This is a genomic window from Streptomyces sp. NPDC002680, from assembly GCF_042889145.1.
Lineage (GTDB): Bacteria > Actinomycetota > Actinomycetes > Streptomycetales > Streptomycetaceae > Streptomyces > Streptomyces adonidis.
Window position 1 is genome coordinate 1 of sequence record NZ_JBIAQP010000035.1, and the last position, 26220, is coordinate 26220.

Consider the following 26220-nt stretch of genomic DNA (forward strand, 5'->3'; position numbering starts at 1 on the left):
GGAACGGACGCTTCCTTCGTACTCACCCTCTCGGGCTTTCCTCCGGGCAGTTTCCCTTCGGTCTTGCTGTCTTGCGTTTCCGACTCTATCAGATCATTTTCTGACCCGATTCCCTGTCGGCGGGATTGTCTTTGGTCTTCCGGCTTTCGCCCGTCGCCCTTTCGACATTCACTACGTTAGCCGATTCCCTCGGCGACTCATAATCGAGTTCCGCGCGTTCGCAATTCGGTGTGCGGGCACACCGAAATCGCCCCCGCTGAGAGGGAGTCGTAGGTAGTGGGTTGGCCACTTCCGGCTGCAGGCGATCGCCGTACCCGGTTCAAGCGGCTCGGGCTACATTACGGACCCCCCAAGAGCTCGTCAAGTTGAGCGACGACGGGGCGCATGGGCCCGATAAGGGCTCACCGTAGGGTCGTTGGTGATCCAGAAGCGCCAGGGGTGGACGCCCCCGTCGCCGGCCACGCCGGTGCGCGGACCACTGCTCACCTGGCCCGAGGTGACCGGGGTGCCCGTCAGGACCCTGATCGGCGCGGCCCCGGGGGCGCAGGCGTCCGTACCGTCGAGGGCCCTGTCCACGTCCAGGGCTGTGGCCAGGCGGGCCGGGCCTTTGGCCAGTTCCTTGTCGTTTCGGGCTGAAATTCGACGTTTGCGGGCGAGTTCGGCGCCCTCGATGATCTCGCCGGCACGGAGCAGGATCCCGCTCGCCGTGCCCTCGGGGCCGCACACCAGGTTCATGCAGTGCCACATGCCGTAGGTGAAGTAGACGTACACATGGCCGGGCGGACCGAACATCACGCTGTTGCGGGGTGTGGGGCCGCGATAGGCGTGGGAGCCGGGGTCGTTCGGGCCGTCGTACGCCTCCACCTCTGTGAGGCGGAGTTCGATCGGACCGTCCGGGGTGGTGCGGACCAGGACGCGGCCCAGGAGGTCCGGGGCAACCTCCAGTACCGGCCGGTCGAAGAACTCCCTGGGCAGGGGCGTACGGTCAGCGGGCGCGATCATGCCGTCCGAGCGTAGTGCAGGCGTGTCCCGGTGAACGGGGTGGCCAGGAAGCGTTCGCCTTGCCAGGGTGAGGCACGGAACCGGCCACGGCCGGATCGCGTTTCTAAGGATCAAGGGATCGCAAGGATCGCTGGAGAAGGAGAGACATGGCGTTCAAGAAGCTGCTCGCGAGCCTGGGTGCCGGTGGGGCTTCGGTCGAGACGGTGTTGACGGAGGTCAACGTCGTTCCGGGCGGTGTCGTCCAGGGTGAGGTGCGGATCCAGGGCGGTTCCGTCCCCCAGCAGATCGAGGGTCTGTCCGTCGGGCTCCAGGCCAAGGTCGAGGTCGAGGGCGGCGACCAGGAGTACAAGCAGGACGTCGAGTTCACGAAGGTGCGGCTGGGCGGTGCCTTCGAGGTTCAGGCCGGTGCCGTGCACACCGTGCCGTTCGGGCTGGAGATCCCCTGGGAGACGCCGGTCACGATGATCGACGGTCAGGCGCTGCGTGGGATGCACATCGGGGTGACCACCGAGCTGGCGATCGCGCGTGCCATCGACTCCGGTGACCTTGACCCCATCAACGTGCACCCGTTGCCCGCGCAGAAGGCGATCCTGGACGCCTTCCTGCAGCTGGGCTTCCGTTTCAAGAACGCCGACCTGGAGCGCGGTCACATCCGCGGTACCCGGCAGAAGCTGCCCTTCTACCAGGAGGTCGAGTTCTTCCCGCCGTCCCAGTACCAGGGCCTGAGCCAGGTCGAGTTGAGCTTCGTCGCCGACGAGAACGCGATGGACGTCGTACTGGAGATGGACAAGAAGCCGGGGCTGTTCAGCGAGGGCAGCGACACCTTCCGGTCGTTCCAGGTGGGCCTGCACGACTACCAGAACACCGACTGGGCTGCGTACCTGAACCAGTGGCTGGCCGCGGTCGGCAGCAAGCGCAACTGGTTCTAGTAGGCGGGGAACAAGCGCGGGAGGGGCAGGCGACGCCGTTCGGTGTTGCCTGCCCCTCCCGCGTTCCCCTGTTCCGTCACATGCGGGCGTAGCCCTGTGTGGTGACCTTCTCGAAGGAGAGGCGGGCTGTTGTGGAGCGGTCCGTCGGGTCGGTGTTCTGTTCGCGCAGGGTGGTGAGTTCGGTGTCCGTGAGGGCGCGGCGGACGAGGCGGAACTCGTCCAGGGAGCCCTTGAAGCGGTACGCGGAGGCGCCGTCCGGGCGGCCGCCCAGGTGAACGCCGGTCACGGTGAACGCGTCGCCGTAGGTGAGCGAGCCGGCCGGGACCGTGCCCGTGGTGCCGGTCACACCGTCGATGGACAGGGTGAGTTGAGTGCCCTTGCGTTGCAGGACCACGTGGTGCCAGGCGGTGGCGGAGCGGAACGCGGTGTCGGGGGCGTACGCCGTGGTGGCCGCCGTCTCTGTCTGGATCAGGGCCGCCAGACGGCCGTTCGCCGGTTCGGCGCGCAGCCACAGTTGGCGTTCGGTTGCGCCCTGGCCGTACGCCCATGCCAGTACCGGAGTTCCGGTGGCCGTCGTGGCGTCGTAGCGGACCCAGGTGGCGAGGGTGAAGTCGCCCGCGCCGAGGGACTCCGAGTCGCTGTACGGGAGTTCGACCGCGTCGTCGGTGCCGTCGAGCGTGATGCCGCCGCCGAAGGCGCCGCTCACGAGGGCTGGAGTCCCGCGTACGTAGGCGTTGTTGCAGTGGGTGGTGGTGTCCGGGGTGGCCGGGCCTGTGGTGGGGCGGGCGATCTCGTGGGCCTGGGTGGTGCCGTTCTCCATCGGCCACCAGATCTTGCTGTCGGTGGGGTATGCGCTCGTGCCCGATCCGGTCGCGGCGATCTTGGCGGTCTCGGTGTCCGTGAGGGCGCGGTGGTAGAGGCGGAGGTCGTCGAGTGTGCCCGTGAGGATCTCGGTGGTGCCGGGGCGGGAGCCGATGCGCAGGCCCGGGACGGTGGTGCGGCCCTCGGTGAAGGAGCCGGTGAGTCCGGTGGCCTGGGTGGTGTGGGTGCCGTCGACCTCGACCGTGAACGTGCTGCTCGCGCGCGTGGCGGTCAGCAGGTGCCATTGGTTGTCGCCGAACGCCGTCCGGGTGTCGTCGGGGTCGGGGATCGCGAAGTTGGCGCGGCCCTCGTTCGTCTCCGCCCAGGCGTAGAGGCCGTCGTCGCCGGGGCGGGCGCGGATCCACAGGGAGGGTTGGCCCGAGGCGGTCCCGTACGCCCAGAGGAGGGCCGCTGCGGGTGTCGTGGGCGTGGCGCTGTAGCGGAACCAGAGGGCGTACGTGAAGTCGCCCGTTCCCGGGTCGAGGGCGGGTACGTACGGGACCTCGACGCCCGGGCGGTCCTTGGCGACCGGGAGGGCCGAGGCACCCATGCGGTACTCGTCCGTCACGCGCGGGGTCGCGTCCGTGGCGAGCAGGAGGGTGCCGTCGGCGCAGTTGCCGGAGATGTCGTCCTCAATGGCGACCGTGGTGAGCGGGTCGGGGTCCGTGGCGGTGTCGACGGTCTGGAAGGGGAGGTGGGCTGCGAGGGTGTCGGCCGCGCCGGTGGCCGTGTTCTGGGTGCGAAGTTCGGTCAGTTGGGCCTCGGTGAGGGCGGTGTCGTACATCCGGAACTCGTCGAGGGTGCCGGTGAAGACGTCGCTCGCGCCGGCGTCCGGTTTCGCGCCGAGGCGGATGCCGTCGACGCCGGAGGCGCGGGCTGAGGTGAGCGAGCCGGTGACGCCGGTCTTGGTGACGGTCGTACCGTCCACCGCGAGGCTGACCCGGTCGCCGGAGCGGACCAGGGTCAGATGGTGCCAGGCGTTGTCGCCGTAGGCCGCGGAGCCTTCGGGGGCCTGGAGGGTGACGTTGACCCTGCCGCCGGAGCCCTCGGCCCAGGCGACGATCTGGTTGGCGCTGGGCACGGCGCGGATCCACAGCTGCGGTTTGGCCGCGTTGTAGCCGTACGCCCAGAGCAGGGCGCGTTGGGCTGTGGTGGAGGTCGCCGTGTGCTTGAAGAAGAGCGAGTACGTGACGTCGCCCGAGCCCGGGTCGACGGTCGGGCTGTACGGGATGTCGGCGTATCCGCCGGGGCTCGGGAAGGCGAGCGCCTGCCGGAACCTGCCGCTCACGCCGGCCGGACCGCCGCTCAGGTAGGCGTCGTTGGCGTCCGGGGTCGTGTCCGGGGTGGTGGGACCGGCCTCCCGCGACGGCTGCGGGAGGACCGTGCCGTCGAAGGTGCCGGGGAGCCCGATCGTCGTGGGGGCGAATCGGTTGAAGTAGATGCCGGCGGCGGAGAAGTCCTGGCCTCCCTCGTAGACCAGGCCTATCTCGCCGCCGGTGAGTTCGGCGAGGTCCGAGTAGCCCGCGCGGTCGGCGTTGATCCGGCCGCTCGGGGCGTCGGTCCAGGTGGCGCCGCGGTTCGTGGAGTAGCGGATGCCGAGGTTCGCGCGGCCGGGGCCGAGCGGGGCGGCGAGGATCAGGGTGTCGCCGGGGGTGGATTGGTAAGTGTGGGTCAGGGCCAGGACCGAAGCCTGGATCTGGGGTGTGGTGACGCCCGCGACCGTGTGGAGACCGACCGTGGTGCCGCCGTCGGTGCTGATGACATGGGTGCGGTGCGGTTTGGTGTCGTCCTGTTCGTTGCGGGTGGCGAGGTAGACGTCGCCGTTGGTGAGTTCGGCCACGGAGGTCTCGGTGGGCTTCAACTCCCCTGCCACGTACGAGTTCTCGGTGGCGCTCGTCTGCCAGGTCTCGCCGTGGTCGGCGCTGTAGAGGACGCCGGCGAGCTGGGTCGTGGAGTTCGGGCTCTCGTACGCGCCGACGACGAGGCGGCCGGCGTACGGGCCGTTCTTGAGCTGGATGCCGTGGGCGGGGCCGGTCGCGAACCAGCCGCTGGTCTTGCCACTGAGGCGGGTGAGGGCGCTCGGGGCGCCGAAGGTGAGGCCGTCGTCGGTGCTCTTCTGGACGTACGGGATGCGCGTGCCGCGGCTCGCCGGTTCGCCGGTGGAGACCAGGAAGACGTCTCCGGTGACCTCGTCGGCGACGGGCGAGGCGTTGTCGCGGGTGTACGGGGCGTCCGGGTCGGTGGCGGTGCCCGACAGGGCGACCCTGACGGGGCCCCAGGTGCGGCCGTCGTTGGTGGAGCGGCGGACCACGATGTCGATGGGGCCGCGGTCGGCGCAGGAGGGTGAGGAGCGGCCCTCGGCGAAGGCGAGCAGGGTGCCGGCCTTGGTGCGGATCAGGGTGGGGATGCGGAAGCAGCCGTAGCCGCCGGTACCGGAGCGGAAGAGGACCTGTTGGTCGCCGACGATCCGGTCGGTGGATATTCGGGTGCCGCTCGCTTCCGCGGCCGGGATGGCAACTAGGCTGGCTGCCAGGGCCATCAGGGCTGTGATCAGGGTTCTTCGGCGTGCGTAGCAGGTCATCGGGCCAACGTAGTCAACGCGGTTGACACCTCGGTGACGCGGGATGCCCGAGGCCTTCCCACTCGATCCACCCCCCATTCGATCCCATCAGGAGGTATCCACGTGACCGAGCTGAAGAGGCCGCCGCTGCCGCACGACTTCCACCCGCCCGTGCCGTCGTTCACGGTCACGAGTGAGGATGTCGAGGCGGGTGCAACGCTCAAGGACGCTCAGGTCTACGCGTCCGGCAACACCTCGCCGCACCTGCGGTGGGAGGGGTTCCCGCCGGAGACCAAGAGTTTCGCCGTGACCTGCTACGACCCGGACGCGCCCACGGGCAGCGGGTTCTGGCACTGGGTAGCCTTCGACATCCCGGTCTCGGTGACCGAGTTGACGACGGGTGCGGGCAGCGGCAAGTTCGAGGGGCTGCCCGAGGGCGTGGTCCAGGCGCGCAACGACTACGGCACGAAGGACTTCGGCGGTGCGGCGCCGCCGGCCGGGGACGGTCCGCACCGGTATGTGTTCACGGTGTACGCGGTGGACCAGGAGAAGCTGGGCCCTGACGCGGACGCGTCTCCCGCGTACGTAGGGTTCAATCTGCGGTTCCACGCGATCGCGCGTGCCCAACTCGTCGGTGAGTACGAGGTTCCCGCCGAAGACTGACGTTCATTGAACGTTTGCCCGCCTCTGGTCTTGGAAGTGATCAGAGGCGGGCATTTTTTGTGCCGGGGGTCCGGGGGTCGCCCCCCGGTGAGCACAGATATTGCGTTGTCCATCTCGGCGTGCCCGGCCAGAGTTGATCCAAGCCCGCCATGCGGTGGGCCGGTGAGCATAGGAGGTGGGCTGGATGCGGGACACGCTGGTACTGAACGCGAGCTTCGAGCCGCTGTCGACGGTGACGTTGAACCGGGCCGTCGTTCTGGTGCTGCAGGACAAGGCTGTTGTCGAGCAGGCCCACCCCGAGATCCGTATGCGCGGAGCGGCGGTCGACATACCCGCGCCGCGGGTGATCAGGCTCTGCCGCTATGTCCGGGTGCCGTTCCGAAGACAAGCTCCGTGGTCGAGGCGGGGTGTGCTGGTCCGGGACCGGCACAGGTGCGCGTACTGCGGGCGGCGGGCGACCACTGTCGACCATGTGGTGCCGCGGGCGCAGGGTGGGCAGGACTCGTGGTTGAACACGGTGGCATCTTGCGCGGAGGACAATCACCGTAAGGCGGCGCGGACTCCGGAGCAGGCGGGGATGCCGCTGTTGCGGCAGCCGTTCGAGCCTACGCCTGCTGATGCGATGCTGTTGGCTCTTGGGCAGGATGACTTCGATGCGCTGCCTGAGTGGTTGGGGCAGCCGGCGGCGTAATTTGTGCGGGTGGGACCTTGTTTGGGGTCCACTGGTTTGTTCGTTGGCCGCGGGTCGTTCGTGGCTGGTCGCGCAGTTCCCCGCGCCCCTAAAAGCAGGGCGCGGGGACAGGTGCCGGAGTTTTGATGAGCCGTCAGTCTGTGATCGACGGCTTTTCTCGGCGTTCTGTGGGGGTGTCCGTGTTGCCTCCGCCGCCCGAACCGCCGCCTGGGTTGCCGAAGTTGCCCATGGCGCCGGACAGGCCCTTGAGGGCGTCGCCGATTTCGCTGGGGACGATCCAGAGCTTGTTGGCGTCGCCCTGGGCGATCTTCGGGAGCATCTGGAGGTACTGGTAGGAGAGGAGCTTCTGGTCCGGGTCACCGGCGTGGATGGCCTCGAAGACCGTACGGACGGCCTGGGCTTCACCTTCGGCGCGCAGGGCTGCGGCCTTGGCCTCACCCTCGGCTCGTAGGATCGATGACTGCTTCTCACCTTCCGCCGTGAGGATCTGGGACTGGCGGATACCTTCGGCGGTGAGGATCGCGGCGCGCTTGTCACGGTCGGCGCGCATCTGCTTCTCCATCGAGTCCTGGATGGAGGTCGGCGGCTCGATCGCCTTCAACTCGACACGGTTGACGCGGATGCCCCACTTGCCGGTGGCCTCGTCGAGGACACCGCGCAGGGCCGCGTTGATCTCCTCGCGGGAGGTCAGGGTCCGCTCCAGGTCCATGCCACCGATGATGTTGCGGAGCGTGGTGACGGTGAGCTGCTCGATCGCCTGGATGTAGCTGGCGACTTCGTAGGTCGCGGCCCTGGCGTCGGTCACCTGGTAGTAGATGACGGTGTCGATGTTGACGACCAGGTTGTCCTGGGTGATCACCGGCTGCGGCGGGAACGGCACGACCTGCTCGCGGAGGTCGATGCGGTTGCGGATGGTGTCTATGAATGGGACGACGATGTTCAGGCCGGCGTTGAGTGTCCGCGTGTAGCGGCCGAACCGTTCCACGATCGCGGCGCTCGCCTGTGGAATGACCTGGATGGTCTTGATCAGGGCGATGAAGACCAACACCACCAGGATGATCAGGACGATGATGATGGGTTCCATCGTGGCTCCCCGTACCCTTCTCCGCCTCGGCGCGCTTACGGAAAGATCTTATGCCTGTTGAAGATCTTGCTTGTTGAAGATCTTGCTGGTCGAGTGTGACAGACCGTCGGCTGCCTCGTGCACGTTCCGTTCACTTGCGTCGTGCGAGGTCACATGACGATCGCCGTGGCCCCTTCGATCTCGACGACGTCCACCTCTTGGCCTACCTCGTAGGCGACTTGGGCGTCCAGGGAACGGGCCGACCAGATCTCTCCGGCGAGCTTGATCCGGCCGTCGGAGCCGTCGACGCGTTCCAGGACGACGGCTCGCTTGCCCTTCAACGCGTCGATTCCCGACAGGAGTTGGGGCCGATCTCCACGATGCCGGGTCGCGATGGGCCGTACGACGGCGATGAGCGCGGTCGACACGACGGCGAACACCAGCACCTGGACGACGAGTCCGCCGCCGAGTCCGGCCGTGCCGGCGGCCGCCAGGGCGCCCACGGCGAGCATGCCGAGTTCCGGCATCGCGGTCACCACGAGCGGGATACCCAGCGCCACGGCGCCGACGAGCCACCACACCCATGCGTCGATGTCGTTCACATCGTCATGGTAGGTCCGCGAGCCTGGTCACCGACAGGGCGCCGATCAACTTGGCACAGGCTTCTTCCAGTTGTTTTACAAGGCGGCTCATGTGCCGTGCGCCGTCAGGCCATCGGCAGGCCCTGCGCGGTCCAGCGTTCGCCGCGCTGCTCGACGAGGAGGGGGAGGCCGAAGCACATCGACAGGTTGCGGGAGGTGAGTTCGAGTTCCAGGGGGCCGGCGGCGAGCACCTTGCCCTGACGGATCATCAGGACATGGGTGAAGCCCGGGGCGATCTCCTCGACATGGTGCGTGACCATGATCATGGAGGGTGCGATCGGGTCGCGGGCGAGCCGGCCGAGACGGCGTACGAGGTCCTCGCGGCCGCCGAGGTCGAGGCCGGCGGCGGGCTCGTCGAGGAGCAGCAGCTCGGGGTCGGTCATCAGGGCACGGGCGATGAGGGTGCGCTTGCGCTCGCCCTCGGAGAGGGTGCCGAAGCGGCGGTCGAGGAAGTCGCTCATGCCGAGGCGGTCGAGGAAGGCGCGGGCGCGCTGCTCGTCGATGTCCTCGTACTCCTCCTGCCAGCCGGCCGTCATGCCGTACGCGGCGGTCAGCACCGTCTGGAGCACGGTCTGGCGCTTGGGCAGCTTGTCGACCATGGCGATGCCGGCCATGCCGATGCGCGGGCGCAGTTCGAAGACGTCGACCTTGCCGAGGGTCTCGCCGAGGATGGTGGCGGTGCCCTGGCTGGGGTAGAGGTAGCTGGACGCGAGGTTCAGGAGGGTCGTCTTACCGGCGCCGTTGGGGCCGAGGATGACCCAACGTTCGCCCTCCTTGACCGACCAGGAGACCTGGTCCACCAGAGCCCGGCCCTCGCGGACCACGGATACGTCCTCCAGCTCCAGAACATCGCTCATGAGCGGGTTGTCTCCCATTGAAGTATCGGCCAGTCTCGCGTTCGTGTGCGCCTGTGGGCGCAGCCCCCCACGAAATCTACGCCACCGGTCGGCCGGTCCCGCCCCTCGGTCGGTCCTTAGGGTGGAGGCATGCTCTCGGAACCACGCTCAGGACGACTGGCCGCATGGGGAAATGCCCTGTTGGCCGGACTTGTTTCGCCGGACGACGCGGTAGTGGCCATCGTCGGGGAGGACGCCGTGCACCGGGTCGAGGGGCTGCCCGGTGAATCGGCGCCCGTCGGTCTCACGCTCGCGCTGGGGCGGCTGCGGACGCTCGGTGCGTCCGGGCTGCGGATCGCGCTGCCCGCGCCCGGGCATCCGCTCGGGCTGAGCGGGCCCCCCGAGTTCAACGCGCGGGCGCTGGACGTGGAGGAGGCGGTGATCTGCGAGGGCGCCGCGCTGGGTCTGGTGCCGGAGGTGTACGAGGCCGGGCCGGCCGGGGACGTGCACGTCGAGGTCGTCTGGCACTGTCTGCCCGTACGGGAGGCGCCGCCCGCCGATGTGCCGTCCCTCGGGGAGGCCGAGCGGGAGTTGGCGGAGGCGTTGCGGGACGCGACGGCGGTGTTGTCGCGGCTGGACGTCGCCGGGTCGGGGCCGGTCGCGGAGGCGGCGATCGACGCGTACCGGGCGCGGGCGGAGGTGGGGCGCGAGGTGTTGGCGCCGGGGTATCCGCCGCGGGCGGTACGGGTGCTGGAGCTGGCGCAGCGGGTGGGGCTGCTGATCTCGGTGGCGTCCGAGAACGGGCCCGGCGGGGCGGTCAGCGCGTCGGAGATCGCGGCGCGGGCGGAGGCGTTGCGGCCGGTGGAGCGGACGGCTCGGCGGGCGCAGGTCGCGGCGTACAACTCCGTCGTGGTGGAGCGGGGGGTGCGGTGAGGTTTGTTCGGGGGTGCGGGTTGGTTGGTGTGGGCGTCTCTGGGGGCTGCCGCCCCCAGGCCCCCGCTGTCGGCCTGAACGGCCTCGTCCTCAAACGCCGGACGGGCTGAAATGCCCCGGCCGGCGCTGGGCGGCTCGCCCTCGGACACCGGACAACCTGACATGACAACGCCGAGAGCCCCGCGAACCGTTCTTGTTCGCGGGGCTCTCGGCGTTGTCGTCCGGCGTCAGTCGTTCACGCCGGTGTTGCCGAAGGACGGGTTCAGCAGGCCGATGAGGTTGGCCGTGTTGCCGACCGCGTTGACCGGCACGTGCACGGGGACCTGGCCGAGGTTGCCCGAAGCCACGCCCGGGGACTTCGCGGTCACGCCGTGGGCGTCCGAGTCGGCGGCGGCGACACCGGCGCCGGCGCCCGCGGCGGCACCGGCGATCGTGACGGCCACGGCGGCCTTCTTGGCGATGTTCATGAGAAACGTCCTCCTGCACTTGCGTGGGCGACCCGGCCGCGGGTCGTACGCTGCGCAACGCGGGAGAGGTGCCGGGCGATACGGACCCCTACGGCGAAATGCCCGTTCGGTGCAAACCGTGGCACCCGGCCGACCTCCCCACGTTTCCTCAGTGGTTGAGGCCGAGGTTGCCGAAGGCCGGGTTCAGCACGCCGATGACGTTGACGCTGTTGCCCACCGCGTTCACCGGGATGTGCACCGGGGCCTGGACGAGGTTGCCCGAGGCGACGCCCGGCGAGCCGACCGCGTGGCCGTTCGCGTGCGCACCGTCCGTGGCGGAGGCGAAACCGGCGCCGGCGGCGACCAGGCCACCCGCGACCATCGTGACAGCGGCGGCCTTCTTCAGGTTCTTCACTTCTGTTCCCTCCCATTGCGTCCACCGCGGCAGGTCGCCGCGGCACGCACTGAAGAACGCCGGAGATCCACGAAGGATGCGCCATCCGGGGGACATTCCCACGACGGTATGAATCTCAGCCCGGAAGGGAACGTTCCGAATTGCCGGTCATCCGGTCACACCGTGACGTACCGCCCACAACGCCGCCTGGGTGCGGTCCGCCAGGTCGAGTTTCATCAGGATGTTCGAGACGTGTGTCTTGACCGTCTTCTCGGACAGGACGAGGGCTCTGGCTATCTCGCGGTTCGAGCGGCCGTCCGCGATCAGGGTCAGTACCTCCCGCTCCCGCTCGGTCAGCGAACCGCCCCTCCCCTGGCCCGAGTGCGTCTCCTCCTGGCTGAGGAGCACGCCCGCGACCTCCGGCTGGAGCAGGATGTGTCCGGCGTGCACCGAGCGGATCGCGCCCGCGAGGGCGTCCGGGTCGATGTCCTTGTAGACGTACCCGGCGGCGCCCGCGCGCAGGGCCGGGACCACCGTGCGCTGTTCGGTGAAGCTCGTGACGATCAGCACGCGCGCGGGGTTGTCGAGTTCGCGGAGCTTGCGCAGCGCCTCGACGCCGTCCATGCCCGGCATCTTGACGTCCATGAGGACGACGTCGGGTTTCAGCTCCTCCGCGCGGTCGACTCCCTCGGCTCCGTCCGACGCCTCGCCCACGACCTCGATGTCGCCCTGCACTTCGAGGAACGTGCGCAGGCCACGGCGGACCACTTGGTGGTCGTCGACGAGCAGCACCTTGATCGCGTCAGCCACCGGGGACCTCCATCTCGACGGTGGTGCCCTTTCCGGGCGCCGATTGCACATCCAGCCGGCCGCCGACCCCGCTCGCCCGGTCCCGCATGGAGACCAGGCCGAGGTGGCGTCCGGCGCTGCGTACCGCCGTCGGGTCGAAGCCTCCGCCGTCGTCGGTGATGCGCAGGGCCGCGCCCTGACCGCGCTTCGTGAGCGTCACCTCCACCAGGGCCGCCCCCGAGTGTCTCAGCGCGTTGTGCAGGGCCTCCTGGGCGACCCGCAGCAGCGCCTCCTCCTGGGCCGCCGGCAGGGCGCGGACCCCACGGCTGTCGAAGGTCACGCGCGCGGAGTGCGCGCGGTCGAGGACCTGGGCGTGGGTGCGGAGCGTGGCGATCAGGCCATCCTCGTCCAGGGCTGTGGGGCGCAGTTCCACGACCGCCGCGCGCAGTTCGTCGGCCGCCTCCGCGGCGAGCGCGGCCACCTGTTGCAGCTCGCCCTTGGCGCGGTCGGGGTCGCGGTCCACCAGGGTGGCGGCGGCCTGGGCCGTCAGGCGCAGGGAGAACAGCTTCTGGCTGACCGCGTCGTGCAGTTCGTGGGCGAGGCGGGAGCGTTCCTCGGCGATGGTCAGTTCGCGGCTGCGTTCGTAGAGGCGGGCGTTGGTCAGGGCGATCGCCGCGTGCTGGGCGAGGATCGACAGGAGTTCCTGGTCGTCCTCGGTGAAGCCGCAGCCGCCGTCCGGTTTCGGGCAGTTCTTGTTCGCGAGGAAGAGCGCGCCGATGACCTCGTCGCCGTCCCGGATCGGCAGGCCCAGGAAGTCGGACATGTCGGGGTGGGCGGAGGGCCAGCCCTCGAAGCGCGGGTCCTTGCGGACGTCGGCGAGGCGCTCGGGCCTGGCCTCGTCCAGCATCGCTGCGAGGATGCCGTGCCGGCGCGGGAGGGGGCCGATGGCCTTCCACTGGGCGTCGCTGACGCCGTCGACCACGAACTGGGCGAAGCCGCCGTGGTCGTCCGGGACGCCCAGTGCCGCGTACTGCGCGTCGAGCAGCTCTCTGGCGGAGGCGACGATCGTCTTGAGGACGTCGCGCACCTCCAGATGCCTGCTCATGGCCAGCAGCGCGGCGCTCACCGCGGACAGACCGGACCGTGGTCCTTGACTCATGCCCTCACGGTACCGGCGGGGTGTGACAGTGCGTATCGGACCTGTGGCGGGCCGGCCTGGGTCCGAGGGCCTAGGCCGAAGGGCCCCACCGTATTGCGGCCCCCGGACGAGGCGGCCGGGACGGTCCCGTTCCTACGTTGGGTGCACTGCCGATCACGGCAGCCTGGGACGAGGGGACGCACGTCATGCCGGTAGCGATCATCACGGGGGCTTCCAAGGGTCTGGGGCGGGCGCTGGCCTCGGCGCTCGCGCAACGCGGCTGGGACCTCGTCCTGGACGCCAGAACCCCGGAGGCCCTGCAAGCCACCGCCGAGGCGCTCTCGAAGTACGGAGGGCGGGTGGAGGCCCTTCCCGGGGATGTCACGGACGCCGGTCACCGGGTCGGGCTGGTCTCGGCGGCGTGGAACCTGGGCGGCGTCGATCTCCTGGTGAGCAACGCGAGCGCGCTGGGCGCCGAGCCCCTCGTACGGCTGGAGGGACTGTCCCTGGAAGGGTTGCGACGGGCGCTTGAGGTGAATGTCGTGGCCGCGCTGGGTCTGGTCCAGGAGGCGCTGCCGCTGCTGCGGGAGTCGGCGGCCGGGACGGTGATCGCCGTCAGTTCGGACGCGGCGGCCGAGGCGTACGAGACGTGGGGCGGCTACGGGGCGTCCAAGGCGGCCCTCGACCAGCTGGCGGCGGTGCTCGGGGAGGAGGAGCCCGGGGTGCGGGTCTGGGCGGTGGATCCCGGTGACATGGGGACGGACCTGTACGCGGCGGCCGTACCGGACGACGACGATCCGCGTCCCGAGCCCGGCAGCGTCGTGCCCGCGTTTCTGCGGCTGCTGGACGAGCGGCCGGCCAGCGGGCGGTACTCGGCGCCGTCTCTGCTGGAGGTGCGATGACGCTGACCGTGCGGGTGCCGGAGGAACTGTCGGCGCGGGTGCCGGCCGAGCAGCGGGGGCCGGGGCTCGACCGGGACGACGTACGGCTGCTCGTGTCGCGGGGGACCGCGGTGTCGCATCACGCGTTCGCCGAGCTGCCCCGGCAGCTGCGGGCCGGGGATCTGCTCGTGGTCAACACGTCGCCGACGCTGGCCGCCGCCGTGGACGGGTGGATCGGGCACGCGCGCGTGGTGGTGCATTTCTCGACGTGCGGGGACGACGGGCGGTGGGGCGTCGAGCTGCGGGATCCCGACGGAACGGGCACCACGCGCGCGCGTGCGGGCGGACCCGAGGGAACGGCCGTACGGCTGCCCGGGGGCGTACGGCTGGTCCTGGAGGAGCCGCTCAGCGCGTGCGGTGACCGGCTGTGGTGGGCGCGGGCGGACGGGGAGGTGCCGGCTGTCCTGCGGGCGCACGGGCGGCCCATTCGTTACTCCTATACGGAACGGGACCAGCCGTTGTCCGTCTATCAGACGGTGTTCGCGCTGCCGTCCCGCGACGGGGCGGGCAGCGCGGAGATGCCGAGCGCCGCGCGGCCCTTCACCGCACGCCTTGTGGCGGAGCTGGTGAGCCGGGGTGTGCAGTTCGCGCCCGTCCGGCTGCACACCGGGGTCGCGTCGACGGAGGCGCACGAGCCGCCGTACCCGGAGCGGTTCGCGGTGCCGGAGACCTCGGCGCGGCTGATCAACGCCGTACGGGCCGGGGACGGGCGGATCGTGGCGGTCGGTACGACGGCCGTACGGGCCGTGGAGTCCGCTGCCGGGCCCGACGGGGTGGTCCGGGCGGCCGAGGGGTGGACCGATCTGGTGGTGACGCCCGAGCGCGGGGTACGGGTCGTCGACGGGCTGCTGACGGGGCTGCACGAGCCTCAGGCGTCGCATCTGCTGATGCTGGAGGCGGTCGCCGGGCGGGCGGCGATCGACCGTGGGTATGAGGAGGCGCTGCGCGAGCGGTACCTGTGGCACGAGTTCGGGGACGTGCATCTCCTCCTTCCGGCGGAGGCCTGAAACAGAAGCCTCACGCTGAGCATTGCTCTCGCAACTACTGGTGAGATGCGTATGCGGCCCATGTGACCCCGCACATAGGACGCACATCACTTACTAGGGGTCATAGGAGACAAACGCTCACACGGTGAGCGGGAAAGACGCTCCGGTCTGTCCTATTTTGCCCTTCACGGGTCCACTACCTCTCCTAGTACGTCACACCTTTGCCACACAATTTTGCGGCCGCTAAGAATGGCAGCCGTCGCTCAGCGCCGCGGGTTCCGCCCGCGGCGTTCGTGCCGGAAGCACCACTGTCCCCACCGGACGCCGAGCGACCTCCGCGCTATTCGAAGAGGTCCACCGCCATGCCCAAGAACACCGCCACTTCCGGTCATAGTCGCAAGCTGACCAGGGTCCACAAGTTCTCGATCGCCGGTGTCGCCACGCTCGGCGCCGCCGCCCTCGCGTTCACCGCGGTGCCGGGCAACGCGCAGACCACCTCCGAGGTCGCCTCCGTCACCGCTCCCGTGGTCTTCAGCCAGAGCCAGATCAAGGACGTGAAGGCGAGCGTCACCGACCAGCTGGCCGGCGCGACCGTGAAGGCGGAGGCCGCCGCCGCGAAGAAGAAGGCAGCCGACGCCGCTGCCGCCAAGAAGGCCGCCGCCAAGAAGGCCGCCGCGAAGAAGGCGGCTGCCAAGAAGGCGGCTGCGAAGGCGGCGAAGGAGCGCGCGGCGAAGGCTGCCGCGAGCCGGGCCGCCAAGCGCGCCGCGCTCAAGAAGGCCGCCGTGAAGTCGTACAGCAACAACCTGGACGGCTGGATCAAGGAGTCCCTGGACATCATGAAGTCCAAGGGCATCCCGGGTTCGTACAACGGTCTGTACCGCAACATCATGCGGGAGTCCTCGGGCAACCCGAACGCGATCAACAACTGGGACATCAACGCGATCAACGGCACCCCGTCGATCGGTCTGCTGCAGATCATCAAGCCGACCTTCGACGCGTACCACGTCTCAGGCACCGTCCACAGCCAGTACGACCCGGTCGCCAACATCACGGCCGCCGCCAACTACGCGGCCGACAAGTACGGCTCGATCGACAACGTCAACGGCGCGTACTGAGGCCGCGCGGACCTCTCGTACGCCGAAGGGCGGCACCCCCACCGGGGTGCCGCCCTTCACCGTCGTACGGGCACGGTCACTTGCGCATGACCTCGGGCTCGTGGCGGCGCAGGAAGCGCGCCACGAAGAAGCCGCAGATCACGCCGAGGGCGATCAGGGCGACCATGTCGATGCCCCAGGCGGTGGCCGTGTGGTCCCACAGGGGGTCCGTGTTGCCGGGGTCGTCGACGTTCGGGCTGATCTTGTTGAAGTCGAGCGTGGCACCGGCGGCGGCGACCGCCCAGCGGGACGGCATCAGGTACGAGAACTCGTTGACGCCGATGTTGCCGTGCAGGATGAACAGACAGCCGGTGAACACGACCTGGATGATCGCGAACATGACGAGCAGCGGCATGGTCTTCTCGGAGGTCTTCACCAGGGACGAGATGACCAGGCCGAACATCATCGACGTGAAGCCGAGCGCCATGATCGGGATGGAGAGTTCGAGCAGCACGAGCTTGCCGAAGATCAGGCCCTCTTCGGGGATCGTGCGGCTGGCGAAGCCGATCGCGCCGACCATGAGGCCCTGCAGGATCGTGATGAAGCCGAGGACGATCACCTTGGACATCAGATACGCGGAGCGCGACAGGCCGGTCGCGCGCTCCCGTTCGTAGATGACCCGTTCCTTGATCAGCTCGCGGACGGAGTTCGCGGCCCCGGCGAAGCAGGCGCCCACCGCGAGGATGAGGAGGACGGTGGTGGCCGTGCCGTTCGGGATGTTGATGCCGTTCCTGGCCACCTTGCCCGGCAGCAGTGTCTTGTCCGGGTCGATGAGCAGGCTCACCGCGCCGAGCACCGCGGGCAGGATCACCGTCAGCGCGAGGAAGCCCTTGTCGGAGGCGATGACCGCCGTGTAGCGCCGGATCAGGGTCATCAGCTGGGAGCCCCAGCCCTGCGGCTTGGGCGGACGCATGGCCTGTGCGGGCGGCATGTGTACGGACTGCGGGGCGACGGCGTCGATGTCCGCGGCGTACATCTGGTAGTGCTGCGAGCCCTTCCAGCGGCCCGCCCAGTCGTAGTCGCGGTAGTTCTCGAAGGCGGAGAAGACATCGGCCCAGGTGTCGTAGCCGAAGAAGTTCAGGGCCTCCTCGGGCGGACCGAAGTACGCCACCGCGCCGCCCGGCGCCATCACCAGGAGCTTGTCGCACAGCGCCAGTTCGGCCACGGAGTGCGTGACGACGAGGACCGTACGGCCGTCGTCGGCGAGGCCGCGCAGCAGCTGCATGACGTCGCGGTCCATGCCCGGGTCGAGGCCGGAGGTCGGCTCGTCCAGGAAGATCAGCGACGGCTTGGTGAGCAGTTCCAGGGCCACCGAGACGCGCTTGCGCTGGCCGCCGGAGAGGGAGGTGACCTTCTTCTCCTTGTGGATGTCGAGCTTCAGCTCGCGCAGCACCTCGTCTATGCGGTGCTCGCGCTCCTCCGTCGTGGTGTCGGCGGGGAAACGCAGCTTGGCCGCGTACTTGAGGGCCTTCTTGACGGTGAGTTCCTTGTGCAGGATGTCGTCCTGCGGGACCAGACCGATGCGCTGGCGCAGCTCGGCGAACTGCTTGTACAGGTTCCGGTTGTCGTAGAGGACATCGCCCTTGTTGGCCGGCCGGTAGCCGGTGAGCGCCTTCAGGAGCGTCGACTTGCCGGAGCCGGACGGGCCGATGACCGCGATCAGCGACTTCTCCGGTACGCCGAAGGAGACGTCCTTGAGGATGTCCTTGCCGCCGTCCACCGTGACCGTCAGATGGCGGGCCGAGAAGGAGATCTCGCCGGTGTCGACGAACTCCTCAAGGCGGTCGCCGACCAGACGGAACGTGGAGTGGCCGACGCCGACGATGTCGTTCGGGCCGAGCAGCGCGGTGCCGCCCTTGGCGATCGGCATGCCGTTGACGTACGTGCCGTTGTGCGAGCCCAGGTCACGGATCTCGAAACGGCCGTCGGGCGCCGCGTGGAACTCGGCGTGGTTGCGGGAGACCTGGAGGTCGGAGACGACCAGGTCGTTCTCCAGCGCGCGGCCGATGCGCATGACGCGGCCGAGGAGCAGCTGGTGGAAGGTGGTCGGGCTGCGGTCGCCGTACACCGGCGGCGCCCCCGCGCCCGCGCCGGGGCCCTGCTGCTGCGGGATCGCGGCGGCCTGCTGCGGCTCGGACCGCGGCCAGCTCTGTTCCGGCGTCTGCTGCTGCGGCGGCGGCTGCTGAGCCCAGCCGGGGCTCGCGCCCTGGGCCGCGAACGGCTGCTGCTGAGGCTGTGCCACCTGCGGTGTCGCGACCGAGGCGGCACTGCTGGAGAGGTTCAGCCGCGGGCCGTCGGTCGCGTTGCCGAGATGGACGGCCGAGCCGGGCCCGATCTCCATCTGATGGATGCGCTGCCCCTGCACAAAGGTGCCGTTGGTGCTGCCGTGGTCCTCGATCCCCCAACTCCGGCCGCCCCAGCTGATCGTGGCGTGCCGCCAGGAGACCCTGGCGTCATCGAGCACGATGTCTCCCTGCGGATCACGTCCGAGGGTGTAGGGCCTGGACGAATCGAGCGTCCAGGTCCGTCCGTTCAATTCCAGTACGAGTTCAGGCACTCCATGCCCCACTGAGTTGTCCCCCGAATTTGCCCCAACACGGGGAGTCTAGGGATGTCGAACATCGTGGGGAACTATTTCAGGCTCAGCCCCTGACCGAAAGTCGGGCCTTGCGGACAGAGCGTGCAAGCGGGCGGCCACGCGCCGTTGACGGGGTGGAAACCGGCCCGGAGAGTGGTAATCCCACGCGAGGGGGACACGCGGGGTGGACCGCCGCCGCGCGGATCGGGGGCTGACGATGAGCATCGAGACCGCCGAGCACAACAGGAGGCTGCCGTGGGGAGACGTGCTGCTCTCCGCGATCGCCGCTGTGAGCTGGGCGTTGATCGGAATGGCGGGCACGGCCGCGCTCGGACTGCATCTGCTGGAGGCGGACTCCACGGCCTCGCTCGGGCCGATGACCGCGGCGGTTGTGGCGCTTGGGGCGGGTGGTTCGGTCACGCCGTCCGGTGATGTGTCGGCCTTCGGCCTGAAAGGAGCGGAGGCGGCGACCGCCATCGAGATCACGCCACTGGGCGTCGGCCTGGTGGGCGCGGTGCTTTTGTCCTGGTTCTTCCTACGGTCCCTGCGCGGGGCGGGAGTTGTGATCTCCCCGTCCGAACTCCTCACGCGCGCGGGTGCGGTGATCGCCCTCTTCGTCGCCACCCTGGGCGGGCTGGCCTGGGCGGGGCACGACGTCATCACGATCGACGGCGGCGCGCTGGGCCTCGACGACCTGCCGGGCACGGGCGGCGGAGGCGGTGGCGGGGGCCTCGACATCCCCGGGCTCGGTGACATCAGCGGTCTGCTGCCCGACCGGGTCGGCGATCTGGTCGACGCGAAGGCGGCGGTCGGCTTCACCGTAGACACGCTGCCCACTCTGCTCGGCGGGCTGGTCTGGGCGGCCGGAGTCCTGGCGGTCGCCCTCCTGGCCTCCCGCCGCACTCCCCTGCCGCCCGGCTGGGAAGCGGTCCACCGTGTCGTACGTCCGGCTGCGTCTGCCCTGGTCACGGTGCTGCTGGTGGCGGTGGCGGCGGGGTTCGCGGCGGCGGCGTACGCGGCGATCGGCGACGACCATCCCAAGCGCATCGCTGGCGCGGCCCTGCTCGGCGCCCCCAACGGGGTCTGGCTGGGCGTCCCGATCGGCCTGTTCGTCCCGTTCGACGGCAGCGCGTCCGGAATCCTGGTGAACGTCCTCCCGGACCCCCTGGACCGGCTCCTCAGCAGCTCGGAGACCGATCAGTCGGTCAGCCTCGGCAAACTGGCCGAACTGGACGGCCGGGTGTGGCTGTTGGGCGTCGCGGCGGTCCTGATGATGCTGCTCGCGGGCATCCTCGCGGCGGCCCGGACACCACTGGCCCGCGGTGTCGGCCCGGCCGACGTCAACGGCCGTGTGCCTCTCGCTGTACGGGATCCGGGTGCCCTGCGTTTCGCCGGTCGCTGCGCGTTGCGGCTGGGGGTGGTGACGGCGGTGGCGCTGCCGCTGCTGGCCTGGCTGGCGGAGGTGTCCGTGGACGCCTCGATCTCGGTCCTGGGCTTCGACGCGTTCGGCGCCGGAATCCAACTGCACGGACAACTGGTCGCGGCCGTGCTGCTGGGCGCGCTGTGGGGCGCGGCCGCGGGAGCCGCCGGCGCGCTGCTGGCGTACGTGAGCGGGGCGGCGGGGTGGCGGGCGGTGCCGTTGGCACTGGGTGACACGTGGGCGGGGCAGGTCGGGGCGGGAGCGGCGACCGGGACGCTGGGGGCGGTGGGGGCGACTGCGGTGACGGGTACGGCGGCCGGGGAGGCGCGGTACGACGGCTACCCGGAGCAGGCCGGCGGGCCCGGCCCGTATCCCGGGCCGCCTTCCGAACCGCCTTCCGGCCCCTACACGCCCGGTTCGCCGTACCGGCCGCCCAACCGCGACACCAATCCGTATCTACGGCTGCCCGGCGGGCTCCTGGAACCCGAGGACGCCCGGCCGGCCGAGCCGGGGCGGCCCTACGGGGGCGGGCAGCAGCCGAGGGCCGGAACCGGCCAGCCGTACGAGAGCGGTCGGGGCCCGTACGGCCGACAGTCGTACGAGGGCGGCTGGGCGCCCGACGCCCCGGGTACGGGAGCGAGGTCGCCCGAAAGGAGCAGTGGGCCCGAGCGGGCCGGTTCGGGCGATGATCCCGGTCCGAGGGGCGGTTCCGGTGAGCGGAGCGGGAGCGGTTCGGGCGAGGGACGCGGCCCGGGTGAGGGGCGCGACCCAGGTGAAGGCGAACAGCCGCCCGAAAACCTGTACGGCCTGCCCACCATGGCCAAGCCGGTGACGCCGCCGCCGCGACGGCCCGGGTGGCGCAGGGGCGGCTCGCCGGAGTCCGCGCCGGAGAAGCGGACTCCTCCCCCGCCACCCCCGCCTCCGCCCCCACCGCCACGCACCCCCAAGGGACGGCGCTGACCTGCGCGTAAGCCGCTCGTCACGCACTCGAAACGTATTGTTCCCCGTCCGTCAGTCGGACCACGTGCGCGGTGGACACTGAGTGCCGGATACGGTGGAAACACCATGAACGCTGCGCAGACCGTTGACGTACCCACTCTTCTCGTCAAAATCTTCGGCAAGGACAGACCGGGCATCACCGCCGGTCTGTTCGACACGCTTGCCGCCTACTCCGTGGACGTGGTCGACATCGAGCAGGTCGTCACGCGTGGTCGCATGGTGCTGTGCGCGCTCGTGACGCAGCCGCCTGCCGGGCTCGAAGGTGATCTCCGGGCCACCGTCCACAGCTGGGCGGAGTCCATGAAGATGCAGGCGGAGATCATCTCCGGGCTCGGTGACAACCGGCCGCGCGGGCACGGGCGTTCGGTCGTCACCGTGCTCGGACATCCGCTGACCGCCCAGTCGACCGCCGCCATCGCCGCGCGGATCACCAGGACCGGCGGCAACATCGACCGTATCTTCCGGCTCGCCAAGTACCCCGTGACGGCGGTCGAGTTCGCCGTCTCTGGTGTCGCGACCGAGCCCCTGCGTACTGCCCTGGTCACCGACGCGGCGGCACTCGGTGTCGATGTCGCGGTCGTCGCGGCGGGGCTGCACCGGCGGGCGCAGCGTCTGGTCGTCATGGATGTGGACTCCACGCTCATCCAGGACGAGGTGATCGAGCTCTTCGCCGCGCACGCGGGCTGCGAGGACGAGGTCGCCAAGGTGACCGCCGCCGCGATGCGCGGGGAGCTGGACTTCGAGCAGTCGCTGCACGCGCGCGTGGCGCTGCTCAAGGGGCTCGACGCGTCGGTGGTGGACAAGGTGCGCAGCGAGGTCCGGCTCACGCCGGGGGCGCGCACGCTGATCCGGACGCTGAAGCGGCTCGGTTTCGAGGTCGGGGTCGTCTCGGGTGGGTTCACTCAGGTCACGGATGATCTGAAGGAGCGGCTCGGGCTGGACTTCGCCCAGGCCAACACGCTGGAGATCGTCGACGGGAAGCTGACGGGCAAGGTCGTCGGGGAGATCGTGGATCGGGCGGGCAAGGCTCGGCTGCTGCGGCGGTTCGCCGCGGAGGCGGGGGTGCCGCTGGATCAGACCGTGGCGATCGGTGACGGGGCGAACGATCTGGACATGCTGAACGCGGCGGGGCTCGGCGTGGCCTTCAACGCCAAGCCGGTCGTGCGGGAGGCTGCGCACACGGCGGTGAACTTCCCGTTCCTGGATACCGTGCTTTATCTGCTGGGGGTTACTCGGGAAGAGGTCGAGGCGGCAGACACCCACGAGTAGCCCTCTGGGAGCTTGGCGGGGCGGCTGCTCTTCGGTGGGGCTTCTGTTTCGTCGCCGAGTGCGGGTTCGGCTGTGCCCACCCTCCCCCACTCTCAACTTCGTTCGAGCGGGGGGACCCCATCGCCCTGCGGAACGCCTGCCCACAGCCTGTGCCGCCTGCCGCCTGCCGCCTGCCGCCTGCCGCCTGCCGCCACCGAACCGGGATTTACTCCGTCGGTGCCCAGTAGTCCAACAGCGTCGCCGTGCCCGGTTCCAGGGCCTTCCAGGGGCCCTCGAAGGTCAGTACCGCGAAGGCCGCTGCAGGGAAGCCCCGGTTGGTCAGCTTGGTTCGGGTGTCGCTCTCGGAGTCGCCGGTCAGGATGTCGGTGAGGGCCTGCACTCCGGGGTTGTGGCCGATCAGGACCACGTTGCGGGTGTCGTCCGGGGTTTCGTTGAGCAGGGCGATGAGCTGGCCGGGTGAGGCCTCGTAGATCCGCTCCTCGTAGACGGTCTTCGGCCGTTGCGGGAGTTCCTGGACCGCCAGTTTCCATGTCTCGCGGGTCCGGGTGGCGGTGGAGCACAGGGCCAGGTCGAAGGGGGTACCGGTGTCGGCCAGTTTGCGTCCGGCGACAGCGGCGTCCTTACGGCCCCGGTCGGCGAGCGGGCGCTCGTGATCGGTCACCTGGGGCCAGTCGGCCTTCGCATGCCGGAAGAGGACGATCCTGCGGGGTTCTGCGACGCTCATGGCACCCAGCTTCGCATGAAATACGCCATGGGGCGCAGGGAGTTGACGGGCGGCTCCGCAGGTGGGAATGAGGCATTTACGGCGCTCAACGCACCACCAGCTCCCGTGCGCGCTCAAGGAAGTGGGCGATCACCGGGTCGCCCGTCGCCGCCTGTGCGTCGGTCGGGTTCAGCATCAGCGCGAGCAGCACGACGAACGCGAGCGTCGGCAGGGCCAGGGCCCACCATGGCAGCCGTATGTCGACTCCACGCGTGGTCGCCGGAAGGGGGCGGGAGTGCGTGCGGGCCGACATGATGCCTCCGTGGGTCTTCGAGCCGTCGGTGGCCCGCGTCTCGCGGCCACACCTCGAAGTTACGGAACCGGCGGGCCTCAACCCATCCGGTGATCCACCCACTTGACCCTGAGACTCGCCCCCTAGGGGATGGTGGGGATACCCCCACCAACGGCCCTCACGGCGAGGCGATCGTCGCGATGACGGCGATGATCACGAAGATGGCGAAGAAGGAGCCGAAGACGAGCAGCATCTTCTTCTGGCCGTTCTGAGGGTTCGGGTCGAGCACTGGCATACGGCCAGTCTCGCACCCGTCGCACCGGCCCGTGCCTCCGGGGTGCCCGGGGTGCCCCGCACCCCTGGGGTGGAGTCAGCGGGCCGCCTCCGCCTCGTCCTCGACCGTGCGATCGCGTCCGGCCAGTACGCCCACCACGATCTGCGGCAGCATCAGGCCTGCCATCAGTGCGAGCGGCAGCCCCCAGCCGCCGCTGTGCTGGTAGAGCACGCCCACGAGGAGCGGCCCGGGGATGGAGATCAGATAGCCGGTGCTCTGCGCGAAGGCCGACAGCTGGGCGACGCCCGCGCCCGTCCTGGCCCGCATCCCGACCATCGTGAGGGCCAGCGGGAAGGAGCAGTTGGCGGTGCCGAGCAGGACCGCCCAGACCCAGGCGCCACCGACCGGCGCGAGCCACAGGCCCGCGTACCCGAGGAGTCCGCACACGCCGAGGGCGATCACGATCGGGCCCTGGTGGGGCAGGCGGGTGGCGACGCGCGGGATGACGAAGGCGAGCGGCACGCCCATCGCCATGGTCACGGCGAGCAGCAGTCCGGCGGTGCCGGCCGGGACGCCCGCGTCCCGGAAGATCTGCGCCAGCCAGCCCATGCTGACGTAGGCGGCGGTGGCCTGGAGCCCGAAGAACACGGCGAGCGCCCAGGCGGTACGGCTGCGGGTGATGCGCAGTGCGCCGGCCCGGCGGCCGGTGGCGGACGTCCCGCGCGCGTGGAGGGCCTCCCGCTGGTCACCGCCCGGGCCCCGTTCCCGTACGAGCGGGATCCAGGGCACCACGGCCACCGCCGCGAGAACCGCCCAGACGGTCAGTCCGGCCTGCCAACTCCCGCCCAGCGCCTCGGTCATGGGCACGGTGACCGCCGCCGCGACGCCGGTCCCAAGGGAGAGGGCCATCGAGTACAGGCCCGTCATGGAACCGACCCGGTCCGGGAACCAGCGCTTGACGACGACCGGCATCAGGACGTTGCTGACCGCGATGCCCATGAGGGCGAGCGCGCTGGCGGCCAGGAAGCCGGCGGTGGTGCCCGTGTAGGGCCGGATCGCCAGTCCTGCGGCGATGGCGACCATGCCCCCGCACACGACCGCGCCGACGCCGAAGCGGCGGGCCAGGCGCGGTGCCATGACCCCGAAGAGGGCGAAACAGAACGAGGGCAGGGAGGTGAGCACTCCGGCCAGGGTGCCGCTCATGCCGATTCCGTCGCGCACCTCTTCGAGGAGGGCGCCGAAGCTGGAGATGGCGGGGCGGAGGTTGAGGGCGGCCAGCACGATGCCGACGACGACCAGCCGCGTGAGCCACGCGCGCGGGGCCGTTCCCCCGGCTTCGCTCTCGGGCCCGGCGGAACTTCGTATGGATGTGGACATGGGCATGGACGTCGTCGTCCGGGTCTCCTCGCTCACCATGCCGACTATCATAGAATCATGGGATGATTGGTTGCAGCCCCCCGTGCGAAGATGTGCCATGCCACCGCTGAGCCACCCCCGTCGATCGGCCCTGTCCGAGCAGGTCATCGCCGCACTGCGGAGTCAGATCACCTCGGGCGAATGGCCCGTCGGCTCCCGTATCCCGACCGAGCCGGAGCTGGTCGAGCAGCTCGGAGTGGCCCGGAACACCATCCGCGAGGCGGTCCGGGCCCTCGCGCACAACGGGCTGCTGGACATCCGGCAGGGCTCGGGCACCTACGTCGTGGCGACCAGTGAGCTGGCCGGTGTGATGCACCGCCGGTTCGCCGACGCGGACCCCCGGCACATCGCCGAGCTGCGGTCCACGCTGGAGTCGGGCGCCGCCGAGCTGGCGGCTCTGCGCCGGACCGAACGCGACCTCAAGCAGCTGGACGCGCTCCTGGTGCGCCGGGACGAGGCCTGGGCGTCCGGCGACGCGGAGGCGTTCGTGACGGCCGACGCGAGCCTGCACATGGCCGTGGTGGCCGCGTCCCACAACGACGTGATGACGGCGATGTACGCGGACCTGGGCGAGGTGCTGCGGGACTGGCTGCGCGACGACGTGGGCGAGGAGCTGGCCCAGCAGTCCTACGTGGAGCACGCGCCGCTCGTCGACGCGATCCGCGCGGGCGACGCGGCGGCCGCCGCCAGGGAGGCGGCGGGCTATCCGTTCTCGTGCCGGCTCAGGTCGTCCGCTTCTGGTGGCTGACCCACACCGAGCGGACCTCCTTCCAGCAGCGGCCGGTGAGCCGTACGGTCTGCGCGGGCCCGGCCTCGACCGAGGCGCCGTCGCTGTCGAGGTCCCACCAGCGATCGCACTCGATGTGCAGTCGTACGCGGTCGGTGGCCACGTAGGGGTTGTGGCAGTACGCGGTCACCTCGGAGCCGGTGACCCGGGTGTGGCACGTGGCGCCGAAAGGCTCGGGCCGTTCCGGCTGCCGTGCCTCCACGCGCGCGTGGGGGACGGCCTCGTACGGAAGGGCGGTGGTGAGGGCTACGGCGACGAGCAGCGGGGCGAAGCTGCGAGACAGGCGCACAAGGGAGACCTCCTCGGCCGTGCTGGGGAGGAACGCGAGGTGAACGCGTAATCCAGAGTGCCCAGTTAGCCCTCTCCCCCGCTCGGCCGGATGAGCCGAACGGGTGACGCGCCAAGGGCCCGCGCCGGAACGGAACGCGAGCCCTCGGGTGTCGGCCGAGCCTCAG

The 26220-nt window shown here is 70.1% G+C and carries 25 protein-coding genes; 10 read left to right on the plus strand and 15 right to left on the minus strand.

Going from position 1 to position 26220, the window contains the following annotated elements; all coding sequences use genetic code 11:
- Positions 1-360: 360 nt before the first annotated feature.
- Complete coding sequence (locus ACFYXF_RS50455) at positions 361-1002, minus strand: DNA-3-methyladenine glycosylase (protein WP_389360925.1); 642 nt, start codon at positions 1000-1002, stop codon at positions 361-363.
- A 146-nt stretch (positions 1003-1148) separates the two neighbouring features.
- On the opposite strand from ACFYXF_RS50455, the gene ACFYXF_RS50460 reads away from it, so the two are divergent.
- Positions 1149-1931 (plus strand): sporulation protein, encoded by a 783-nt coding sequence (locus ACFYXF_RS50460; protein WP_389360927.1) that lies wholly within the window; start codon positions 1149-1151, stop codon positions 1929-1931.
- A 76-nt stretch (positions 1932-2007) separates the two neighbouring features.
- Here the strand turns inward: ACFYXF_RS50460 and ACFYXF_RS50465 are convergent, their stop codons facing one another.
- Positions 2008-5373: a LamG-like jellyroll fold domain-containing protein gene (locus ACFYXF_RS50465; protein ID WP_389360929.1), complete on the minus strand. Its 3366-nt coding sequence runs from the start codon at positions 5371-5373 to the stop codon at positions 2008-2010.
- Between the two features lie 102 nt (positions 5374-5475).
- Between ACFYXF_RS50465 and ACFYXF_RS50470 the strand changes: the two genes are divergently transcribed.
- Together ACFYXF_RS50470 and ACFYXF_RS50475 are read left to right on the plus strand one after the other, a co-directional pair.
- Positions 5476-6015 carry a YbhB/YbcL family Raf kinase inhibitor-like protein gene (locus ACFYXF_RS50470; protein ID WP_389360931.1) on the plus strand — a complete coding sequence of 180 codons (540 nt, stop codon included), beginning with the start codon at positions 5476-5478 and terminating at the stop codon, positions 6013-6015.
- A 184-nt stretch (positions 6016-6199) separates the two neighbouring features.
- Complete coding sequence (locus ACFYXF_RS50475) at positions 6200-6706, plus strand: HNH endonuclease (RefSeq protein WP_369033723.1); 507 nt, start codon at positions 6200-6202, stop codon at positions 6704-6706.
- 133 nt (positions 6707-6839) lie between these two features.
- Here the strand turns inward: ACFYXF_RS50475 and ACFYXF_RS50480 are convergent, their stop codons facing one another.
- From ACFYXF_RS50480 to ACFYXF_RS50490, 3 genes are all read right to left on the minus strand, one after another.
- Positions 6840-7790 carry an SPFH domain-containing protein gene (locus ACFYXF_RS50480; RefSeq protein WP_389360934.1) on the minus strand — a complete coding sequence of 317 codons (951 nt, stop codon included), beginning with the start codon at positions 7788-7790 and terminating at the stop codon, positions 6840-6842.
- A 149-nt stretch (positions 7791-7939) separates the two neighbouring features.
- On the minus strand, positions 7940-8371 hold the full coding sequence (locus tag ACFYXF_RS50485; RefSeq protein ID WP_369033725.1) for an NfeD family protein: 432 nt from the start codon (positions 8369-8371) through the stop codon (positions 7940-7942).
- Between the two features lie 104 nt (positions 8372-8475).
- Positions 8476-9267, minus strand: coding sequence for an ABC transporter ATP-binding protein (locus ACFYXF_RS50490; RefSeq protein WP_369033726.1), 792 nt, complete (start codon positions 9265-9267; stop codon positions 8476-8478).
- Positions 9268-9396: 129 nt separating this feature from the next.
- On the opposite strand from ACFYXF_RS50490, the gene ACFYXF_RS50495 reads away from it, so the two are divergent.
- Positions 9397-10179 carry a hypothetical protein gene (locus ACFYXF_RS50495; RefSeq protein WP_389360937.1) on the plus strand — a complete coding sequence of 261 codons (783 nt, stop codon included), beginning with the start codon at positions 9397-9399 and terminating at the stop codon, positions 10177-10179.
- A 227-nt stretch (positions 10180-10406) separates the two neighbouring features.
- Here ACFYXF_RS50495 and ACFYXF_RS50500 read toward each other — a convergent pair whose 3' ends face one another.
- From ACFYXF_RS50500 to ACFYXF_RS50515, 4 genes are all read right to left on the minus strand, one after another.
- A complete protein-coding gene (locus ACFYXF_RS50500) occupies positions 10407-10646 on the minus strand; it encodes a chaplin (RefSeq protein WP_389360939.1) in 240 nt (79 codons plus the stop codon).
- Between the two features lie 148 nt (positions 10647-10794).
- Positions 10795-11040: a chaplin ChpE gene (gene chpE, locus ACFYXF_RS50505; RefSeq protein WP_389360941.1), complete on the minus strand. Its 246-nt coding sequence runs from the start codon at positions 11038-11040 to the stop codon at positions 10795-10797.
- 147 nt (positions 11041-11187) lie between these two features.
- Entirely contained in the window at positions 11188-11829 is a 642-nt protein-coding gene (locus tag ACFYXF_RS50510; RefSeq protein ID WP_389360943.1) for a response regulator, read from the minus strand.
- Positions 11822-12967 carry a GAF domain-containing sensor histidine kinase gene (locus tag ACFYXF_RS50515; RefSeq protein ID WP_389360945.1) on the minus strand — a complete coding sequence of 382 codons (1146 nt, stop codon included), beginning with the start codon at positions 12965-12967 and terminating at the stop codon, positions 11822-11824. Before ACFYXF_RS50515 ends, ACFYXF_RS50510 begins: the two co-directional genes overlap by 8 nt.
- A 185-nt stretch (positions 12968-13152) precedes the next feature.
- On the opposite strand from ACFYXF_RS50515, the gene ACFYXF_RS50520 reads away from it, so the two are divergent.
- The 3 genes from ACFYXF_RS50520 to ACFYXF_RS50530 all read left to right on the plus strand — a co-directional run bounded on the left by ACFYXF_RS50520 (position 13153) and on the right by ACFYXF_RS50530 (position 15988).
- Positions 13153-13848 carry an SDR family NAD(P)-dependent oxidoreductase gene (locus tag ACFYXF_RS50520; RefSeq protein WP_389360947.1) on the plus strand — a complete coding sequence of 232 codons (696 nt, stop codon included), beginning with the start codon at positions 13153-13155 and terminating at the stop codon, positions 13846-13848.
- Positions 13845-14894: an S-adenosylmethionine:tRNA ribosyltransferase-isomerase gene (locus tag ACFYXF_RS50525; RefSeq protein ID WP_389360949.1), complete on the plus strand. Its 1050-nt coding sequence runs from the start codon at positions 13845-13847 to the stop codon at positions 14892-14894. Before ACFYXF_RS50520 ends, ACFYXF_RS50525 begins: the two co-directional genes overlap by 4 nt.
- Positions 14895-15235: 341 nt before the next feature.
- Positions 15236-15988, plus strand: a complete 753-nt coding sequence (locus ACFYXF_RS50530; protein ID WP_389360952.1) for a transglycosylase SLT domain-containing protein — start codon at positions 15236-15238, stop codon at positions 15986-15988.
- A gap of 76 nt (positions 15989-16064) precedes the next feature.
- Here ACFYXF_RS50530 and ACFYXF_RS50535 read toward each other — a convergent pair whose 3' ends face one another.
- Positions 16065-18584 (minus strand): FHA domain-containing protein, encoded by a 2520-nt coding sequence (locus ACFYXF_RS50535; protein ID WP_389360954.1) that lies wholly within the window; start codon positions 18582-18584, stop codon positions 16065-16067.
- 238 nt (positions 18585-18822) lie between these two features.
- Between ACFYXF_RS50535 and ACFYXF_RS50540 the strand changes: the two genes are divergently transcribed.
- Together ACFYXF_RS50540 and serB are read left to right on the plus strand one after the other, a co-directional pair.
- Positions 18823-20985: a streptophobe family protein gene (locus ACFYXF_RS50540; protein WP_389360956.1), complete on the plus strand. Its 2163-nt coding sequence runs from the start codon at positions 18823-18825 to the stop codon at positions 20983-20985.
- A gap of 105 nt (positions 20986-21090) precedes the next feature.
- A complete protein-coding gene (gene serB / locus ACFYXF_RS50545; RefSeq protein WP_389360958.1) occupies positions 21091-22293 on the plus strand; it encodes a phosphoserine phosphatase SerB in 1203 nt (400 codons plus the stop codon).
- Positions 22294-22498: 205 nt separating this feature from the next.
- Here serB and ACFYXF_RS50550 read toward each other — a convergent pair whose 3' ends face one another.
- The 4 genes from ACFYXF_RS50550 to ACFYXF_RS50565 all read right to left on the minus strand — a co-directional run bounded on the left by ACFYXF_RS50550 (position 22499) and on the right by ACFYXF_RS50565 (position 24978).
- Complete coding sequence (locus tag ACFYXF_RS50550) at positions 22499-23017, minus strand: SixA phosphatase family protein (protein WP_389360961.1); 519 nt, start codon at positions 23015-23017, stop codon at positions 22499-22501.
- 85 nt (positions 23018-23102) lie between these two features.
- Positions 23103-23309 carry a hypothetical protein gene (locus ACFYXF_RS50555; protein WP_369033738.1) on the minus strand — a complete coding sequence of 69 codons (207 nt, stop codon included), beginning with the start codon at positions 23307-23309 and terminating at the stop codon, positions 23103-23105.
- Positions 23310-23466: 157 nt separating this feature from the next.
- A complete protein-coding gene (locus ACFYXF_RS50560; RefSeq protein WP_105974872.1) occupies positions 23467-23583 on the minus strand; it encodes an SGM_5486 family transporter-associated protein in 117 nt (38 codons plus the stop codon).
- A 75-nt stretch (positions 23584-23658) separates the two neighbouring features.
- Entirely contained in the window at positions 23659-24978 is a 1320-nt protein-coding gene (locus ACFYXF_RS50565; protein WP_389360964.1) for a CynX/NimT family MFS transporter, read from the minus strand.
- A 58-nt stretch (positions 24979-25036) separates the two neighbouring features.
- Here ACFYXF_RS50565 and ACFYXF_RS50570 point away from each other — a divergent pair, with 58 nt between their 5' ends.
- Complete coding sequence (locus ACFYXF_RS50570; RefSeq protein ID WP_389360966.1) at positions 25037-25726, plus strand: FadR/GntR family transcriptional regulator; 690 nt, start codon at positions 25037-25039, stop codon at positions 25724-25726.
- Here the strand turns inward: ACFYXF_RS50570 and ACFYXF_RS50575 are convergent.
- Entirely contained in the window at positions 25701-26054 is a 354-nt protein-coding gene (locus tag ACFYXF_RS50575; RefSeq protein WP_389360968.1) for a hypothetical protein, read from the minus strand. The genes ACFYXF_RS50570 and ACFYXF_RS50575 overlap by 26 nt on opposite strands.
- Positions 26055-26220 lie beyond the last annotated feature (166 nt).